The organism is Thiorhodovibrio frisius, assembly GCF_033954835.1.
Classification (GTDB): domain Bacteria; phylum Pseudomonadota; class Gammaproteobacteria; order Chromatiales; family Chromatiaceae; genus Thiorhodovibrio; species Thiorhodovibrio frisius.
Genome location: NZ_CP121471.1, coordinates 3,557,235 through 3,573,020, shown reverse-complemented (window position 1 = coordinate 3,573,020; position 15,786 = coordinate 3,557,235). Strand labels below are relative to the sequence as shown.

Here is a 15,786-nt window from a genome sequence, read left to right as displayed (position 1 = left end):
GACCAAAACCGCCCCTGTTGTGAGATGACCGCTCGGGCCAGAGACAGCCCCTAATCCATTGATCGAATTGAAGAACACACAGGTGCCAGGCGTCCCCGAAACACGAGATGACCCATCCGACGAAAAAGCCGATTTTTCGCCCTTGGTGGACAGCGGTTCCCAACCACTCAGATGACCCGGTGATGTATCCGACGAGGTGACCCAAACAGACCCGAAACACCCCCGCAACCCAATGAATCAAAGCACTTTTCGACCAGTGACCCAAGACACCGCGAGGACCAGATGACCTTCACCCGACCCGATGCCCAGATGACCAAGGCCGCTGAGAGCCCCAAAAACCGCCCTGAATTCTCAGGTGACCCCGAAACTCGGGGGCACCACGGTAAGGGGTGGGCCAGTTACGCGAATTCGCGCGCTGTCGCGGACCCTGCGTCCGGAGATCATGAGCCGCTATCCCGTCAGGCCATGCGCGTCATGGCCGAATGGTTAGACCAGGAACAAGACGCTCTGCGCATTCATGCCGAGATCGAGGAGGTCAGCACTATGCTGCGCCTGCGGGCCGAGCGCAAACGTCAGGGTGCCCGCGCGGGTTGCTCCCGGCTTGGGGTGCGGATGCGCTCGCCGCGCCGACCAGGCGGCAGCTTCACCCTGGAATGGTTTCTGGTCGAACGTCCCGGTCGTACCCAGTATCTGCCGCGCGGACGAGGGGACCGCTACAACCGCCCGGCCTTCCACCGCGCGGTTCCGTGGGAGCGGCATATCGCCCTGGACGCCGAACGTCCGCTCGGTGCCATCCGCGAACGCCTGCGCCTGATCAAAGACCTGGAGCGGCGACTACAGGAACTCCAGACCCTGCTCGCCCAGCCCCTGCCGAGCGCCGAGACGGATTGCGATGATGAGACGATCCGGGAGGGCCGCGCATCATGAGTGGCTGGATGTCACGCTGGCTGGGCGCGGGTGGCGAGGAGCAGACCGCGACCAGACCGCCAACAACGACCATTACGGCGGCAAAGCCATCGCCATCGTTCAGCGACGAGGAGATTCCCCGCTATCCGCCCTTCGTCAAGGGACTGCCGCTGCCAACCCTGCCGCAGCTGATGGCCACCCAGTCCGAGCTGATCGCGCGCCTGCGCAAGGAACTGATGCTGGGCGATGATGATGACGGCACCAATCGCTGGGCGTCCTACATGGTCCCGGTGATCGAACGCTACGCGGCCTTCGTGCATCTGATCCCGGCCAGCGAGGCGCACCATCACCGGGGTGCCGGCGGACTCTACCGCCATGGGCTCGAAGCCGCTTTTTATGCCACCCGATCCAGCAAAGGCGTGATGATCGGCCTGGATCGCCCGCGCGTCGAACGCCGCCAGCTCGAACCCAGGCTGCGAGTTGCCGCGGCCCTGGGTGGTCTGCTGCATGATGCCGGCAAGGTGATTCACGATGTCACCGCCACCGACCGCGACGGTCGTTCCTCCTGGTCGCCGATTGACCAAGACCTGGATGACTGGGCCAAACAACGGGGCCTGGATCGCTACTTCCTGCATTGGCGCGAGCAACGCGCTCAGGGCGGGCATGAGGCGTTCAACTTGATTGCTCTCAAACGCATTCTGCCCGCCCGGGTCGAACGCTGGCTGTCGCATCCGGACCCAAACCTCTACAGCGGCTTTCTAGCCGCCATCACTGGCGTGCCGCACAGCAGTCCGCTGGTTGAACTGGTGCGCAAGGCCGACCGGGTCAGCGTCGAACAGGATCTGCGCGAGCATCGCATCGAATCCATCGACACCGCCGTTGGCGTGCCCGTGGATCGCTACCTGATCGATGCCATGCGCCGGCTGCTGCATGACGGACGCTGGACGGTCAATGTCCCCGGCGCGCGGGTGTGGCTGTTCGCGGATCTCGGGTTACATCTGGTCTGGCCGGCGGCGGCCAAGGACATGAGCGAACTGCTGGCCAAGGACCGGGTGCCGGGTATTCCGCGTGATCCTGATACCATGGCTGAAGTGCTGTTGGAACGCGGTTTGGCGATTCCAAGGCTCGATGCGCTCGGTCAGCATCCGACCTGGCGGATGGCGCCAGCGATCTTGTCAGGCGGGAACGAAAAGCCGGTCGAGCTGGCCATGCTGCGACTGAATGACCCAGGGGTGCTGTTTCCCTTTGGCGCGCCGGGGACAGTGGAGTTGTGGTCGGCGCCGGAGGTTGCGAAGCCGGTGCGATCTGAGCCTCAGCGACCGTCTGAACCGGTGGGGATATCCCAGGATGCGGTAGCCGGCCAGCTTGAGTCCAGGCCCAAGCCGGTTGCACCAAACGCAGCAGCGGCAATGGTAACGGTGAACCCTGTCGGAACGTTCCCCGATTCCCCGGCAGACCCGTCCTCTGCCTTTATCCCAAAAGCCCGTCATTGGCTCACCGAGTCCTCCGCCAGCAGCGCACGTCTGCTCTCGGCCATCGACTCCCTGGACAGGGATATCGACACCGGCGCCATCTGGCGCGATGACCTCCTGTGGCTGCGCTACCCCGACTGGTTCGAGACCGCCGGCTGGTCCGCACCCGAAGCCGCGCAAGCCTTGAGCGAGGACGGCTGGTTAGAGCCCGACCCGCAAACGCCAATGCGCCGGGTGCGCGATCATGCTGGCCAGCGTTGGTTGGCGCTCAATGCCCAGCTCTCGGATCAGCTGCGCTTGGTTCTCGGTGAGATGCAGGCCAATCAGCCAGCACCCGAGGCGAAGATTCCGCAACCGGCTCAAACCGCCCCCGTCAGTTCGCAATGGCCCAGCGACGATCCCGACGATCCGCGCCTGATTGAAATCATTCTGCGCGAGCTGGCCATCCAGCACGGCGGCGGTGATGGTTCCCACTCCTGCGTCCTCGAACAACGCCAGCTCAAGGCGCTTGCCCGACAGCATCACCTCGGGGTGTTTCGCCTGCGTACCCGGTTGCTGAACGACCCGCGCGTGCGCGAGGACAATCAGCGCCGCCTGGTTGTGACGATCTGATGAGCATGGATCGCTACACCAACCCCTGGCGGGCGAACTATGAGGCCATCGCCGTCGCCGTCTGGCTGCTGCTGGCGGCTTTCTCCTTTGCCAGCGCGCCGCATTGGCGACTGCATACCCCAGCCTTTCATGCCTTCTCGCTCGGTGCGCTCGTCATGGCGCTGACCTGGCTGCCGGGAGCGCTCAGAATGCGCACGGCTCGCCGGGCGCTGAATGGCCGACCCTTGGCCTTTGTCACCGCCGAGGAACTGGCCAAGACCATGCACCGCGTCAAAGGCCAGCTGTGGCTGGGCAAAGGCTTCGAGTGGGAACGCGACCAGGCCCAACTCGCGCATGATCTGCTGCGGGTCGGCCCCTCGCGCCTCGCCGAGGTGTCCCTCACCGCCGTCGGCGCCCATTGGCTGCATGGCTTGGCGCCAAGGGAGAAAGACCTGGCGGTTCCCCTGTCCACCATGGAAGGCCATTTGCTGGTGGTTGGCACTACGGGTGCGGGAAAAACCCGGCTGTTCGATTTGCTGGTTACCCAGGCGGTCTTGCGCGGTGAAGCCGTGCTGATCATCGATCCCAAGGGCGACCGGGAACTCCGCGACAATGCGCGCCGGGCATGTGCGCTGGCTGGAAGACCAGAATCCTTCTCCGCCTTTCATCCCGCCTATCCGGAGCACTCCTGCCGCATTGATCCGATGGCGACCTTCGGGCGCCATACCGAACTCGCCAGCCGCATCGCCGCGCTGGTGCCGTCCGAGACCGGCGCCGATCCCTTCAAAGCCTTCGGCCAGATGGCCATGAGTCATATCATCGCCGGGCTGCTGCTGGTCGCCGAGCGGCCGAATCTGCTGAAACTCCGCCATTACCTCGAAGGTGGGGTCGATGCCTTGGTCGAACGCGCCTTGGTGACCTATTGCACCCAAGCGGACCGGCGCTTCGATGCCGACGCCATTCTCAGTAAAGCCCGAGACGGGCAGGGCAGGGTGATGGCCCTGATCCGCCACTACCGCCAGCGTGTCGCCTCGCAGTATCCATCCTCGGTCATCGACGGCCTGGTCAACATGCACGAGCATGAGCGGGTGCATTTCTCCAAGATGGTCGCGAGCCTGATGCCCGTGCTGGTCATGCTGACCTCGGGCGAACTGGGACCGCTGTTGTCGCCCGACCCGGACAGCGACCGGGATTCCCGCAGTCTGATGCGCATGACGGACCTGATCAATGATCGCTCGGTCGCCTACATCGGTCTGGATTCGCTGTCCGACGGCATGGTCGGCAGCGCCATCGGATCACTCCTGATCGCTGAGCTAACCTCCATGGCCGGGGATCGCTACAACTACGGGGTCAAGAATCACTCCGTTAGCGTCTTCATCGACGAGGCCGCCGAGGTGATGAATGATCCCTTTGTGCAATTACTCAACAAAGGTCGTGGCGCGGGGCTGCGGGTCACGGTCGCCACCCAGAGCTTCGCCGACTTCGCCGCGCGCACCGGCAGCCGCGACAAGGCCACCCAGGTGCTGGCGAATCTGAACAACCTCATCGCGCTCAGAGTCCTCGATGCCGAGACCCAGACCTACATCACCGACAGCCTGCCGAAGATCCGGCTCAAGACCATCATGCGCACCCAGGCGAGCAGCACCCAGTCGGACAATCCGTTGCTGTTCAGCGGCAATGCCGGGGAGCGCCTGATCGAGGAGGAGGGCGACCTGCTGCCGCCGGCGCTGCTCGGGCACTTGCCGAATCTGGAATACATCGGTCGGCTCGCTGGTGGGCGGATCATCAAGGGCCGGTTGCCGATTTTGGTCGCCGGCGGGATTGAAGACAACGCTGAGTCTGGGGCTGGCACTGAACTGATCTCCCAGCCAGCGATGAACAGTCAAGCCCATGGCCAGTGAACGCGAAGCCCGCTCGGGCTGGCTGTGGGGCATCACAGTCGCGGTCATCCTCTTCGTCATGGAATTTATCCTGCTCTCTGCACTGGTGCCGACCGAGTGGTCGAGCCGGGTTCAGAAACAGGAAGCCGAATGGATGGAGCAAACCCTCGGTGCCAGGACCGCCCAAGCGATCTTCGAGCAATCAGAAGCCTGGTCCGAACGACTCTTTGTCCGCTCGGGACTGATGGCCGGGAGCTATGATCTGCTCATACCCGATGACGTCAGCGTCGAGCGCGCTCCGGAACTGGGCAAGCTTGCCGAGAGCCCGGTCTGGCCTTTGATCCAAGACCGCCTCGATGTGATCTGGCAGTCGCTGGACATCGCCGTGCAGCGCATTGTCCTGCTGCTCGCCTGGTGGCCCTTTCTCGCCTTCGCCCTGGTTGGGGGTATTCTGGACGGACTGCTACGCCGGCGCATCCGCCAATCCGGGTTTGACTATCCCAGCCCGCTTGCGCATCGGCTGGCGGTGGGAGCGCTGCTATGGATGGGGGTGGCTGTCTCTCTGTGCCTGTTGCTTCCGGTGCCGATTCCGGTCGTGGTGGTCCCCATGGTCGCCATCAGCATCGCGGTTGCGGTGGGGGCCATGGTGACGCAGACACAGAAACGTCTTTAACTATCGTCAGGCCATATGAACCATGCAAGAATCCAATCCATGCGCCTGTTTGTCGCCGCGCCACTCCCAGGATTTCTGATCGAGGATTTGCAGGTCTTGCGACGGTCCTTGCAGTCCGCGGGGCTCAAAGCGCGCTGGGTGCCGCCCGGCAACATGCATTTGACGCTGAAATTCCTGGGTGAGGTCGGCTCACAACAGCTTCCCAGCCTGGGTGATACCATCAGGGCGGCTGTGACCAGCATTCCTCCAATCACCCTGGTCGCCAAGGGGATCGGCGGTTTCCCGAGTCTGCGCCACTGTCGCGTGCTCTGGGTCGGCCTGGATGGCGAGACCCAGCGATTGATCGCTCTACAGCAACGGTTAAGCGGGAAATTGCAATCTCTCGGGTTTCCGCGGGAGCGCCGGGCCTATCATCCGCATCTCACGCTGGCACGGACGCGATTACCGCTGGACGCGCGGCATTGGACCGCCCCATTTGCCGACTGGACATCGCAAACCATGACGATCGATCAGCTCGCGCTCTTTGCCAGCACGCTCAAGCCCACGGGGGCTGAGTACCGCTGCCTGCACCGCGCGACGCTGACCGGCCAAATCCACCCTTGAGGTTACCCAGGAGACTGACAAGATGCGCCTGTTCACCGCTCTCATGATCCTTGTTCTGGTTCCCGCCGCGAGCGGAGCACAGACGCAGGCCGACCTGAACCAGACCGCCTGTGGCGAGTTTGAACAAGCCGACCAGACACTCAATCGCGTCTACCAGCAAATCCGCCAGCGCTATCAGGGCGACAACGATTTTCTGGACAAGCTCAAGCGCTCCCAGCGCGCCTGGATTGCCTTTCGCGATGCCGAGTTGGAGGCGCTATACCCTGATGAAAACAAACAAATCAGCTATGGCAGCATCTACCCGATGTGTGTCTGCGGCGAGCAGGCGCGACTGACCCAAGACCGGATCAATCAGCTGAGACGCTGGCTCGATGTTGAGGAAGGCGATGGTTGTGCTGGCAGCCGACGGCCCTGATGCGCGCGCCGCTGCAATGACGCGCAAAACTGGGAAACCTGATTCCGCAACCAAAGTACTCACAGGCACGCGGAAAAGATGGCGGTGCGTTCCAAAAACACGGATAATAATAGCGATTACCGAAATAATGAAACTCCCGCTGTATGTCCGCATCCCAAGACGCCATTCTCGCGCTCACCCGACAGCAGGGTCTTCTCCGTCCGATTGATCTGGATGCCCAGGGTCTGCCGCGGGTGTCTCTGACGCGACTTGTGCGCCAGGGTCGACTCGCGCGTGTTGGACGGGGGCTTTATGCCTTACCTGAGCGGCCGGTATCGGAACATGCGGCCTTGGCCGAAGTGGCGCGCCGTTCCCCCCATGCCGTGATATGCCTGCTCTCGGCACTGCGCTTCCATGAACTGACAACCCAGAATCCGTTCGAGGTGTGGCTGGCCATTCCCGGCAAGGCCCATGCACCCGCCCTGTCGTATCCACCGCTGCGCGTCGTGCGGTTTTCCGAGGCAGGAATGACCGAGGGCGTCGATCAGCACGAGATCGACAGGGTCAGGGTGCGAGTGACCAATCTTGCGCGAACCGTGGCGGACTGTTTCAAATACCGCAACAAGATCGGCCTCGATGTCGCCCTGGAAGCACTGAAGGAGGCGCTCGGCCAGGATGGTGGACCCCGTCGGGTTAGCATCGATGCATTGTGGCGCTTCGCCGAGATGAATCGGGTGGGCAAGGTCATCCGGCCCTATCTGGACAGTCTCGCATGAATGGTCCTGATGTCGGTGCATCCGTGCGAGCCAGGCTGCTGACTATTGCCAAGGCGAACGGGCAAGACTTCAATTTTGTGTTGACTCGTTATGCCCTCGAACGGTTGCTCTACCGTTTGGGTCAGTCCAGATACGCCGAGCGTTTCTTGCTCAAGGGCGCCCTGCTATTTGACCTCTGGTTCGACATTCCCCATCGCCCGACACGGGACATTGATCTGCTCGGTTTTGGCTCCGCGGAACCCTTGATTGCGGAACGCATCTTTCGGGAACTGTGCAGCGCGGTCGCCGTGCCCGAGGACGGCATGCACTTTCAACCCGAGACGGTTCGCGTACAGGCAATCCGCAAAGCAGCCAACTATGGGGGGCTGCGCGTGACCTTGAGCGGACGTCTCGCCAACGCCCGATGTCCGGTGCAGATCGATCTGGGGTTCGGCGATGCGGTCACGCCTGGACCGGAGACCCTCGACTACCCTTGTTTGCTCAAAGACTTGCCATCTCCACGGCTAAAAGCCTATCCGCGCGAAACCGTTGTCTCCGAGAAATTGCAGGCTCTGGTTGTGCTGGGTATCGCTAACAGCCGCATGAAGGACTATTTCGACTTGTGGGTTCTGTCTTGGCACAGCACGTTTGATGGCGCGACCCTGACTGGGGCCATTGATGCGACCTTCGCGCGGCGCGCGACGCCAATTCCCGCCGATGTGCCTTTCGGATTGCGCACGGCCTTTGCTTTGGACAACCAAAAAAAAACCCAATGGCGGGCGTTCCTGGCCAAGAATGCACTGAAACCTGTCGAGTTGAAGGCGGTGCTGTCCCGGCTGCGGCTGTTTCTCGAGCCTCCGATGCAGGCTGCGCGGTTGGAACAGCCTTGGGCCGCCCATTGGCATCCGGATGTTGGCTGGCGGTGAAGCCTGGTTTATACGGTCCTATTTGATGCAAGGGGTAGAAGGAAAAGGACGAGCATCATGACGACCGACGCGAGGCTCAGGCGTTGTCGTCAGAAATCATCGCGCGACGGTCGTTGTTTGACGCTTCATACTCGCACGGCAACCCGGTCCATCGTGACCCCCTTGCCCGGGGCTTGACGCAGATCCGGTAGAAACACCGCGAGCAGCCCGATCAGCGGCAGAAAGGCGCTGGTTGTGCCGAAAGCCGACAGCTTTGATGGGACAATTGGTAGGCATCTAGGATGGAGGAATCGGGTCACCCAGAGGCGGTAGCCGACGCAAATGCCGGGGCGATGTCATCAAATCACCGCGCAACGATCATCCTGGCAACGCTTCTTCCAGCGGCGCTGGGCAAACCAGGCATAGCCGCGTTCCATTAGAGGGAGCAAGCGCAGCCCGCGCGCCAAGGCGGCCAGCAGAGACCAAACCGGGAGCGCCGACCAGAGCACGACAAAGGCTTCGGCGCCGGTGTGAATACGCGTTCCCTCAAGCACATGAAACCGCGCCATGGCGGATTCGCGGGTGATGTCGAGCGATTCGCACGCGCTTGGGTCGCCATCAATGTCGATCCAGTCCACTGGCCGGCGGGGCCTGAGGCGTTGATAGTGGGCGATCTCGCGTCGGCAGAGCGGACAGCCACCATCGTAGAGCACGCGTAATGGCGAGTTGGAATCCTGAATGGAGGTGTCTTGGTTGGGCATTGGCAGAACGCCGTGTCGGGTTTGAGATTCATTCGAGTTTGGGCCAACCAGGCGCGCGCCCAAGGGTAATCGTTCGGGTCTGTCTTACGCTGACGTCGCATCGGCGAGTGGCTTGCGGGCCACTAAGTCGATCAATGCCGCCTGGCCGACATGGCCGGTGCCTTCACGTAACTCACTCTGGTATTCCTCAAGCCGCAGAATCTCAAGCTCGGCAAAGGCGTCGCGCAGGAGTTCTGGCGTGTAGAGCAGCTCGGCACAGGGCGGGCCGCCACTGCGATAGGCCAGCTGCGCTGGGGTGAAGCCATGCAGCAAGAGCAGTCCGCCCGGCGCCAGAGTGCGCTGCATCCCAGCGAAGATCGCGGTTCTGAGTGCGGGCTCGGCGAATTGAATGAAAATTGCCACCACAACATCATAGCGCGCGGGCGCCCATGTCCAATCACGCAGGTCGGCCTGATGGAAATCCACCGTGACCCCGTGGGCTGCCGCCAGTTTGCGCGCCTTGGACAGGGCAACCCCAGAGCTGTCCATCGCGCTGACCTCGAGCCCAAGTTCAGCGATATAAACAGCATGGCGCCCTTCGCCATCAGCGACGACCAGCGCGCGCTGGCCGGGTCGAAGCCGATCAGTCTGCGCCGCCAGAAACTGACTCGGCTGAGTGCCGTAGAGATAATCTTCTCGATCAAAACGTTGGTCCCACATGGAGGGTCTCCGTCAGGGAATTGTGGGTGTAACCTTGTTCAGGTTTCCAGGAAAATAATGGCATGACCACTCAGCAATCCGCAGCCGCAACCGCCTTGGCAAGGGGCAAGCGACCCGGCGTACCACCAGATACACCACCCGCTGCACAGTGGGGCGACCCCCATCCGCTGCATGACCCCTGGATACTCGCCAATTTCCAGGCACGCCCAAGTGATGTGCTCATCACGACGGCGCCCAAGGCCGGGACCACCTGGATGCAGCAGATTCTGCATCAACTGCGCACGGGTGGCGATGAGACCTTTGAGGACATCGATGCCGTGGTGCCCTGGCTGGAGCGCCAGCGGCCGCATCAAAGCTGGCGGCAGGTGCTGGCGGACTTTGAAGCGCGCCCCGGCCCGCGCCTGTTCAAGACCCATTGCACCTGGGAACAGACCCCCGGTCGGGAGGTCGCGCGCCTGATCCTGACGGTGCGCGAACCGCGCGACTGCTGCGTCAGCTTCTACCATCATCTGATGGATATGACCGACAGCGCACTCGCCGCTCACGGACTGGAGCGCCCCGCGAGTCTGGAGGCCCATGTGGATGCCTGGCTCGCCTTCGGCGCCTGGTTTCGCAACCTGGCCAGTTGGTGGCCGCAGCGCGAGCGCGACAACCTGCTGATGCTGCGCTACAGCGATCTCAAGGCCGACCTGTCGGGCGCCATTGAACGCATCGCCGCGTTTCTCGGCTGGCCCCTGACGCCACGGACGCTTGAGCAAGCCGCGCGGCTGTCTTCCTTCGCCTGGATGAAGGCCAACAGCCAGCGTTTCGCCGGGCGCAGCGCCGACGGCAGCCCGATGTTTCGCCCCGGCGGCTTCATCCGCAAAGGCCAGACCGGCGATCACACAACCCAGCTGAGCGCCGATCAGGAGGCGCGGATTCTCTGTCGTTGTCGGCAGGAACTGCCCGCCGACTGTCTGGCCGATCTGGGGCTCGATTGATCCATCGAAGCCGTCATGGCGGGTCAGCAACCTCGGAATCGATCATCCCCTCGAACATCTCGATCTTGCCTTCTCCGCTGAAGGCCTCTTTCGGCATCGGATTGCTGTGGGCGATTTTGAAATCCTCTGAGCCCACCCATGCCTCGAACGCCTGGCGGTCGCGCCAGGTGGTTTGCACCAGGTAGGGCGTATCGGGCGTCTGGGGCTTGAGCACCTGCATGCGGATAAAGCCCGGTTGTTTGTCGATCTGACCCGCGCGGTGGCGAAACCGGTCCTCGAACATCTCGGCAAAGTCCTCGACAACAGCGACGCGATTCATCACGATGAACATGCGTTAAGCTCCTGTTCGCCTTCGTGCGGATGGCTTTTTGTGTCAGTCAGAACGATCACTTCACGGCATCATGCAGCGCCGGGCTCGCCTGAATGATGACGCTCCCTGTCGGAACACCAATATCCCCGGCAATCACCGAGCACTTGGCTTGGAGCAGAAAGCAGATGGGCGCATCGACCCCGCTCAGCGTTTCGTAATTGGCCTGGCCCTTGGCGATGATCAGCCGAGCACGGTTGAAGCGATCGCGGAAGTCTGGCGAGCACAGCCCCAGCGGCGCGCCCATGGCGTCGCAACCGGTGTCAATGATCTCCGCGACCTGGTCCAAACCGGCGGCGACGGCTTCCTCTCGGGTGGCATCGTTCAGCACCGGGCCAGCCTTGACGGCATAGGTCACTGGAGTGGATAGCGCCTCGATCAGCACGCGGTCAAAGACCGTCTCGCCGGCGTTGTCGGCCAGATAGAGCACCTCATCCACGCGCTCCAGCGCCGCGCGCAGCAAGGGCAGGTCGTCGATCGGAGGGTTGGCCCGCAGCACCCGTTCCAGTGTCGCCTCCAGGTCGAAGGTCTCGGCGACACCATGGTCGATGATGTTGCCGGCAATGGCGATGCGCACGGCGGTCTGGAGAGGATCCTCGGCCGTCTCGACCCGCGCCTGCAGTGCCGGCAATAAGGCCAGAGCTTGCGCAGTGGCCTCGCGTTTTACATCCAGGTAGGGATCGGGAGTGCGTGAGCGCTCGCGCACCAGCCGATGAATGCGCTCGCCCATCTCCGGCGGCGTGGCATCGCTGGCCATCTCGCGCAGGGCACCCATGGTCTCCTCCAGAATCGCCCGCTGCAGCTCAGGCGAGGCCCCAGCGCGGCGGGAGGCACTTAGCGCTTGGCGCAGAAAGCAGGGCCAGCAGTCCAGATAAACTCGCATCGCGTTTCGGCCCTAACTCTGGCGCTTCTGTTGCAACAGTTGGTCGTGATACGAACCCTCGCGCAGCAGCTTGGCACCGCAATCGGGGCAGCGCTCCTCCTGGCAGGGGATGCCATTGCGGTGCGCGCCGCGATAGTCGCACTTCGGGCAGATGCAGGCGCCGCCCGCTCCCATGTTGTGTCGCTGCTGCTGGGGCATGCTGGAACCTCCGCGTTGCTGTTTCCGATCAATCCACTCAGGATTATCCGAGGAGGTGGGAGTGGCCGCATTGATAAGTCGCGTTTCGGTGCATGCTCGCTGGCTGTGGTATTGGCCATCCGGGATCGCCCCTGATGGTCCTCGCGTTAATCTGGGGGTGATAGCAGCCCACAGTCCGGCAACCCATAGCCCCAGCGCCACGGCAAGCCGGTGCAGGGACCGCCGCCCAGGCGCACCGAGCGGTACATGAGATCAGCGATCAGCGCATAAAGCTGCTCAACCTGCTCATGCCGCAGCCCATAATGCGCCGCCAGCGCGGCCGCTCGGTTCGGGGCCGTCTCGATCACGCAGGCGCGGAGCACCTGATCCGCGCGCAACCGCGCATCAAAACTCGCTTGCGCGCTGGGCTCCTCCAGTCCGCCGGCATGATAGGCCCGATCATGCGCGATGCAGCAAGATTCCCACGGCGGGCGATCATCATGAATCGCAAGAAAAGCCGGCAGCCACTCAGAAAGCTGTGTCCAAATCGCGGAAAGTCCTCCGCTGCACCCGTCACTGACAAAGGGCGCAAGATGATCTTGGCGAAAGGTCGCAAGCCGTCTGAGCCGTTCGTGCTGGGATAATTCGAAGGCCTGTTCAATATCGGATACTGTGGCACCGAGGTCCGAATCCGCACGCACTTCAGTTGGCCCGCTGGCGGCCAAGGCGAAGGACGTCACAAGCGCTGCCGCGCAGCGAACGCGGGGCTTGTCGAAGCGAGTTTGCATCGCGATCATGACCGAAGCGCCGAGCGGTTCATGACGGCGATGCCGGCGAACGGCGGATCATCAGCCAGCCCAACAAGGCGCCGGCTGGTATGGTCACCCAGCCTAACAGGAACAAACTCCAAGCGCTGAACACCGCCGCGCCCGCCAATCCCTGGACAGGGTTCATCGGCGGCTCGCCCAGGGAGCTGGTCGTGCCGAACCAGCCCTTCTAAGGTGACATAACGGGTACGTTTAGATAAGTTCCCGCCAGCAAACGCGCAGTAGACACACGTGGCTTCCCCCTTGAATTTTGTAAGCGGCATGCGTGGCTTTTTGGGGCCGTGTTTCGTATTTTAAATACGTTGGTAAATCAACCGCTATGCATTAGGAAGTGCACAGTATGAATGCGGACTGAAAGTCCTAATCCGCAGACTTTACTGCGGCCTAAAGTTCGATAAGGTGTCGCTGCGCGACGCTTAAGATTTTCATCTTTGGAAAAAAATACTAAAGTCTTGCACTACAGTGCATAGTTTTTACTAAACGCTTGGGACAATAAACAAAGACCTATGAGCGTCGTCGACGGATGAAAGGCGGCTTGTATGTGTTCTTATTTTTCTTTTTTCAACACATTCGAGACAGTTTGCACATCAATACTCATTGCTCTTGCAATGTCACGTACAGATTTTCCATCCCTCGCTAGCGCACGGACGTTCTCATTTCGTCTTCCTTTCTTGTTGCGTAAGCGAACTTTGATCAGGTTTCTGGCCCAATTTTCAGAGCAGCCGAGAAATCTTGCCACTTCCTGCGGTGAGTCCGCCGCTTGCTCAGATAAATCTCCATGCTCAAGTGCGCGGGCTAAGAGATGCCGGTAGTTCTGCTGACGTTTTTGCTTGTTCTTGGCACCGATGTTGGGTTTTGACGAGATCACGAACGGATAGGCAGCGTCGGCCTGGCAATCACCTCGAAGCGTATAGGTATTGTCATTCTCGCTGGTCGCCTGCAAGAGTTTATGCTGGATAAGCCTGGCGGTCGGATAACTCACGCCTAAGTGGCGTTTGAGGGCCAGCGTTGATAGTCCGGTCTTCGCTTGGCTAATCAGGTAAATCGCCAGAAACCAAATGGTCAGCGCTATGTGCGTGCTTTGAAACAGCGTGCCAGCGATCAGCGAGGTTTGCTTGCGACAGGCTTGGCATTGAAAGACCTTGTGAGTGCTGCCGTCGAGGATATAGGCCTGCGTAAAACCGCACTCAGGGCAACGAAACCCCTCGGGCCAGCGCGCCTGCTCCAGGGCGCGCTGGCACTGCGCCTCGGTGCCGAATTGCGCGAGAAAGGCCGGCAGTGACAGCCCGGGTTGGAATTGAACGCGATTCATCGGCATGCGCTTGGTCCTGAAGTGAGAGAAGGTAACCCAGTGTGCGCCTATTTTCAGACTGCCGTTGGGAAAGCTCCTTAGCTGAGGGAGCTTGCTAATCAGGTTTTCCAATGGCGTCTCATTGAACTCGGACCGGATATCGGTGCGTGCGCCCGCATTCAGCAGGGTCCGAATACTGACGACGGATCAGTATCTGGCCTCGAAAGGAATCGACCTGAAGGTCGCGCCAATCTCGATTCTGGACGATGACTTCGAAAGAGCGCCAGTTTCGGATTCCTCCGCGCATCGCGGCCGGTGGCATCAAGGCGCTGTCGGATTGGATGATCGTCCGCGCCGAGCAGAAGATCCTACCCCGCGTGAAACGGCACGCGAGCAATCTCGGCGTCACCTACAGGGACGCCGAGATATCGGAAACCCGCTACCGCTGGGGGTCATGCACGGGGAAAAACAGCCTCCGATTCAATTGGCGCCTGATCAAGGCGCCGGTAGCGGTGATTGACTACGTCATCATCCACGAACTGGCTCACCTGATCGAGCCAAACCATACGCCGCGCTTCTGGAATATCGTCAGGTCACAGCACCCGATGACCGAGACAGCAAAGGACTGGCTGAAGGAGCATGGGGCGCTGTTGGAGCAGAGGTTGTAGAAAGCGTCTCGCTCAATCTCTTCGCGCTTTACAAAAAGGGTCTCCCGGGCCAGAGCAGCGTCCGCTCTTAGCCAGACCGCAAATGACGCAGCGGTCCCGTTGTCGCGACAGGATGCGAAAAAGAACATAGAGCGCGCCCCAGGCAAGGACGACCAGTTCACCGGAGCCCGAGGTGCCTCCCGTGTGCTCGGGGCTCGTGTAAGATGGAGGATGTTGAACAACCTGGCTGATTGAAGACTGCGAATCCGAATTAGAATATGGCACGGGTCACCTTCTTGGTGTGCTTAAATGTTCAAAGCCTAGGCGGAAAGCTTGGTGACCAATTGGGGCGGATGCAAGGCGCGGAACCTGAAGCCTTTCCCTAGAATTTTTGTGGTGAGAGAGGATTTGAACGATGCAAATCAGATTCGGCCTTGTCACACTCCTAGCCTCCTGATCATTTCATTCGCGGTGCCGGCTTCGGCACGCTCTTTCTCGCTGAAGACTTTCCGGGCCAATTCTCTAATCAGTCCTCGGGTCAGCCCCATGGCATCCCCTCCTGGCTGAAGGCCCACGTCGGCGTGGGCGATGGGCAAATCGCCTCCGTGGTCTTGCAGCGCGCGCGCCCTGTATTTGCGCAAGGTCGGCGAAGGGGCGGTGCGCAATCCCTGCTACTTCGCGTTGGACGCGACCCGCCCGCGCGGATTGGGCACTGGCGGACAAGGTCGCCGCTTCTACATCATCTGCGAATCCCAACAGTCGTTTCACGCGGTTTCTTCCGGCCATGGCGGTGGGCGCACAATTAAGGGCATGGCGGATTTCCGGAACGATAGACGCTGCGCCAAGCATTTCAGCAATGCCTCGGGCTCCAAGCTGACCGCCGGGGGCGTCTATATCACGGATGAGGCACGCAGCTCCTGGCGCGAACATTCAGCCAGATCGCCACGGGTTTGTAGCCGCGCTTGAGCACTTTCT

Annotated in this window: 17 protein-coding genes and 1 pseudogene; 11 read left to right on the top strand and 7 right to left on the bottom strand. The window is 61.5% G+C overall.

Annotated features, from left to right (window positions below; translation table 11 throughout):
- Positions 1–474: 474 nt before the first annotated feature.
- The 8 genes from mobI to Thiofri_RS16225 all read left to right on the top strand — a co-directional run bounded on the left by mobI (position 475) and on the right by Thiofri_RS16225 (position 8,200).
- The gene (gene mobI, locus Thiofri_RS16260) at positions 475–927 is read left to right on the top strand and encodes a conjugative transfer protein MobI(A/C) (protein WP_255324610.1); all 453 of its coding nucleotides are present in this window, start codon (positions 475–477) and stop codon (positions 925–927) included.
- Between the two features lie 8 nt (positions 928–935).
- Positions 936–2,990, top strand: a complete 2,055-nt coding sequence (gene mobH, locus Thiofri_RS16255; RefSeq protein WP_223296626.1) for a MobH family relaxase — start codon at positions 936–938, stop codon at positions 2,988–2,990.
- Positions 2,991–2,995: 5 nt separating this feature from the next.
- Entirely contained in the window at positions 2,996–4,870 is a 1,875-nt protein-coding gene (gene traD, locus Thiofri_RS16250) for a conjugative transfer system coupling protein TraD (RefSeq protein WP_453888750.1), read from the top strand.
- Positions 4,860–5,522, top strand: a complete 663-nt coding sequence (locus Thiofri_RS16245) for a DUF4400 domain-containing protein (protein WP_009146527.1) — start codon at positions 4,860–4,862, stop codon at positions 5,520–5,522. The genes traD and Thiofri_RS16245 overlap by 11 nt, the downstream gene beginning before the upstream one ends.
- A 39-nt stretch (positions 5,523–5,561) precedes the next feature.
- Positions 5,562–6,125, top strand: a complete 564-nt coding sequence (gene thpR / locus Thiofri_RS16240) for an RNA 2',3'-cyclic phosphodiesterase (RefSeq protein ID WP_009146526.1) — start codon at positions 5,562–5,564, stop codon at positions 6,123–6,125.
- 22 nt (positions 6,126–6,147) lie between these two features.
- The gene (locus tag Thiofri_RS16235; protein ID WP_009146525.1) at positions 6,148–6,540 is read left to right on the top strand and encodes a lysozyme inhibitor LprI family protein; all 393 of its coding nucleotides are present in this window, start codon (positions 6,148–6,150) and stop codon (positions 6,538–6,540) included.
- Positions 6,541–6,683: 143 nt separating this feature from the next.
- On the top strand, positions 6,684–7,295 hold the full coding sequence (locus tag Thiofri_RS16230; protein WP_009146524.1) for a type IV toxin-antitoxin system AbiEi family antitoxin domain-containing protein: 612 nt from the start codon (positions 6,684–6,686) through the stop codon (positions 7,293–7,295).
- Positions 7,292–8,200: a nucleotidyl transferase AbiEii/AbiGii toxin family protein gene (locus tag Thiofri_RS16225; RefSeq protein WP_009146523.1), complete on the top strand. Its 909-nt coding sequence runs from the start codon at positions 7,292–7,294 to the stop codon at positions 8,198–8,200. The genes Thiofri_RS16230 and Thiofri_RS16225 overlap by 4 nt, the downstream gene beginning before the upstream one ends.
- A gap of 338 nt (positions 8,201–8,538) precedes the next feature.
- On the opposite strand, the gene Thiofri_RS16220 is transcribed toward Thiofri_RS16225, so the two are convergent.
- Both Thiofri_RS16220 and Thiofri_RS16215 read right to left on the bottom strand, forming a co-directional pair.
- On the bottom strand, positions 8,539–8,940 hold the full coding sequence (locus tag Thiofri_RS16220) for a thiol-disulfide oxidoreductase DCC family protein (RefSeq protein ID WP_009146522.1): 402 nt from the start codon (positions 8,938–8,940) through the stop codon (positions 8,539–8,541).
- Positions 8,941–9,024: 84 nt separating this feature from the next.
- A complete protein-coding gene (locus Thiofri_RS16215) occupies positions 9,025–9,639 on the bottom strand; it encodes an SAM-dependent methyltransferase (protein WP_009146521.1) in 615 nt (204 codons plus the stop codon).
- Positions 9,640–9,701: 62 nt separating this feature from the next.
- Between Thiofri_RS16215 and Thiofri_RS16210 the strand changes: the two genes are divergently transcribed.
- Positions 9,702–10,619, top strand: coding sequence for a sulfotransferase domain-containing protein (locus Thiofri_RS16210; protein WP_009146520.1), 918 nt, complete (start codon positions 9,702–9,704; stop codon positions 10,617–10,619).
- 13 nt (positions 10,620–10,632) lie between these two features.
- On the opposite strand, the gene Thiofri_RS16205 is transcribed toward Thiofri_RS16210, so the two are convergent.
- From Thiofri_RS16205 to Thiofri_RS16185, 5 genes and pseudogenes are all read right to left on the bottom strand, one after another.
- Positions 10,633–10,950, bottom strand: a complete 318-nt coding sequence (locus Thiofri_RS16205) for an antibiotic biosynthesis monooxygenase family protein (RefSeq protein ID WP_009146519.1) — start codon at positions 10,948–10,950, stop codon at positions 10,633–10,635.
- A 55-nt stretch (positions 10,951–11,005) separates the two neighbouring features.
- Complete coding sequence (locus Thiofri_RS16200) at positions 11,006–11,869, bottom strand: damage-control phosphatase ARMT1 family protein (RefSeq protein WP_009146518.1); 864 nt, start codon at positions 11,867–11,869, stop codon at positions 11,006–11,008.
- Positions 11,870–11,881: 12 nt separating this feature from the next.
- Entirely contained in the window at positions 11,882–12,067 is a 186-nt protein-coding gene (locus Thiofri_RS16195) for a hypothetical protein (protein WP_040854030.1), read from the bottom strand.
- Positions 12,068–12,213: 146 nt separating this feature from the next.
- Entirely contained in the window at positions 12,214–12,843 is a 630-nt protein-coding gene (locus Thiofri_RS16190; protein ID WP_009146517.1) for a hypothetical protein, read from the bottom strand.
- Between the two features lie 904 nt (positions 12,844–13,747).
- Positions 13,748–14,191 (bottom strand): annotated as a pseudogene (locus Thiofri_RS16185) (transposase); the annotation flags it as partial.
- A 239-nt stretch (positions 14,192–14,430) separates the two neighbouring features.
- Here Thiofri_RS16185 and Thiofri_RS16180 point away from each other — a divergent pair.
- Positions 14,431–14,832: a M48 family metallopeptidase gene (locus Thiofri_RS16180; RefSeq protein ID WP_051023697.1), complete on the top strand. Its 402-nt coding sequence runs from the start codon at positions 14,431–14,433 to the stop codon at positions 14,830–14,832.
- Positions 14,833–15,399: 567 nt separating this feature from the next.
- Positions 15,400–15,777: a hypothetical protein gene (locus Thiofri_RS16175; protein ID WP_051023696.1), complete on the top strand. Its 378-nt coding sequence runs from the start codon at positions 15,400–15,402 to the stop codon at positions 15,775–15,777.
- Positions 15,778–15,786: the final 9 nt, after the last annotated feature.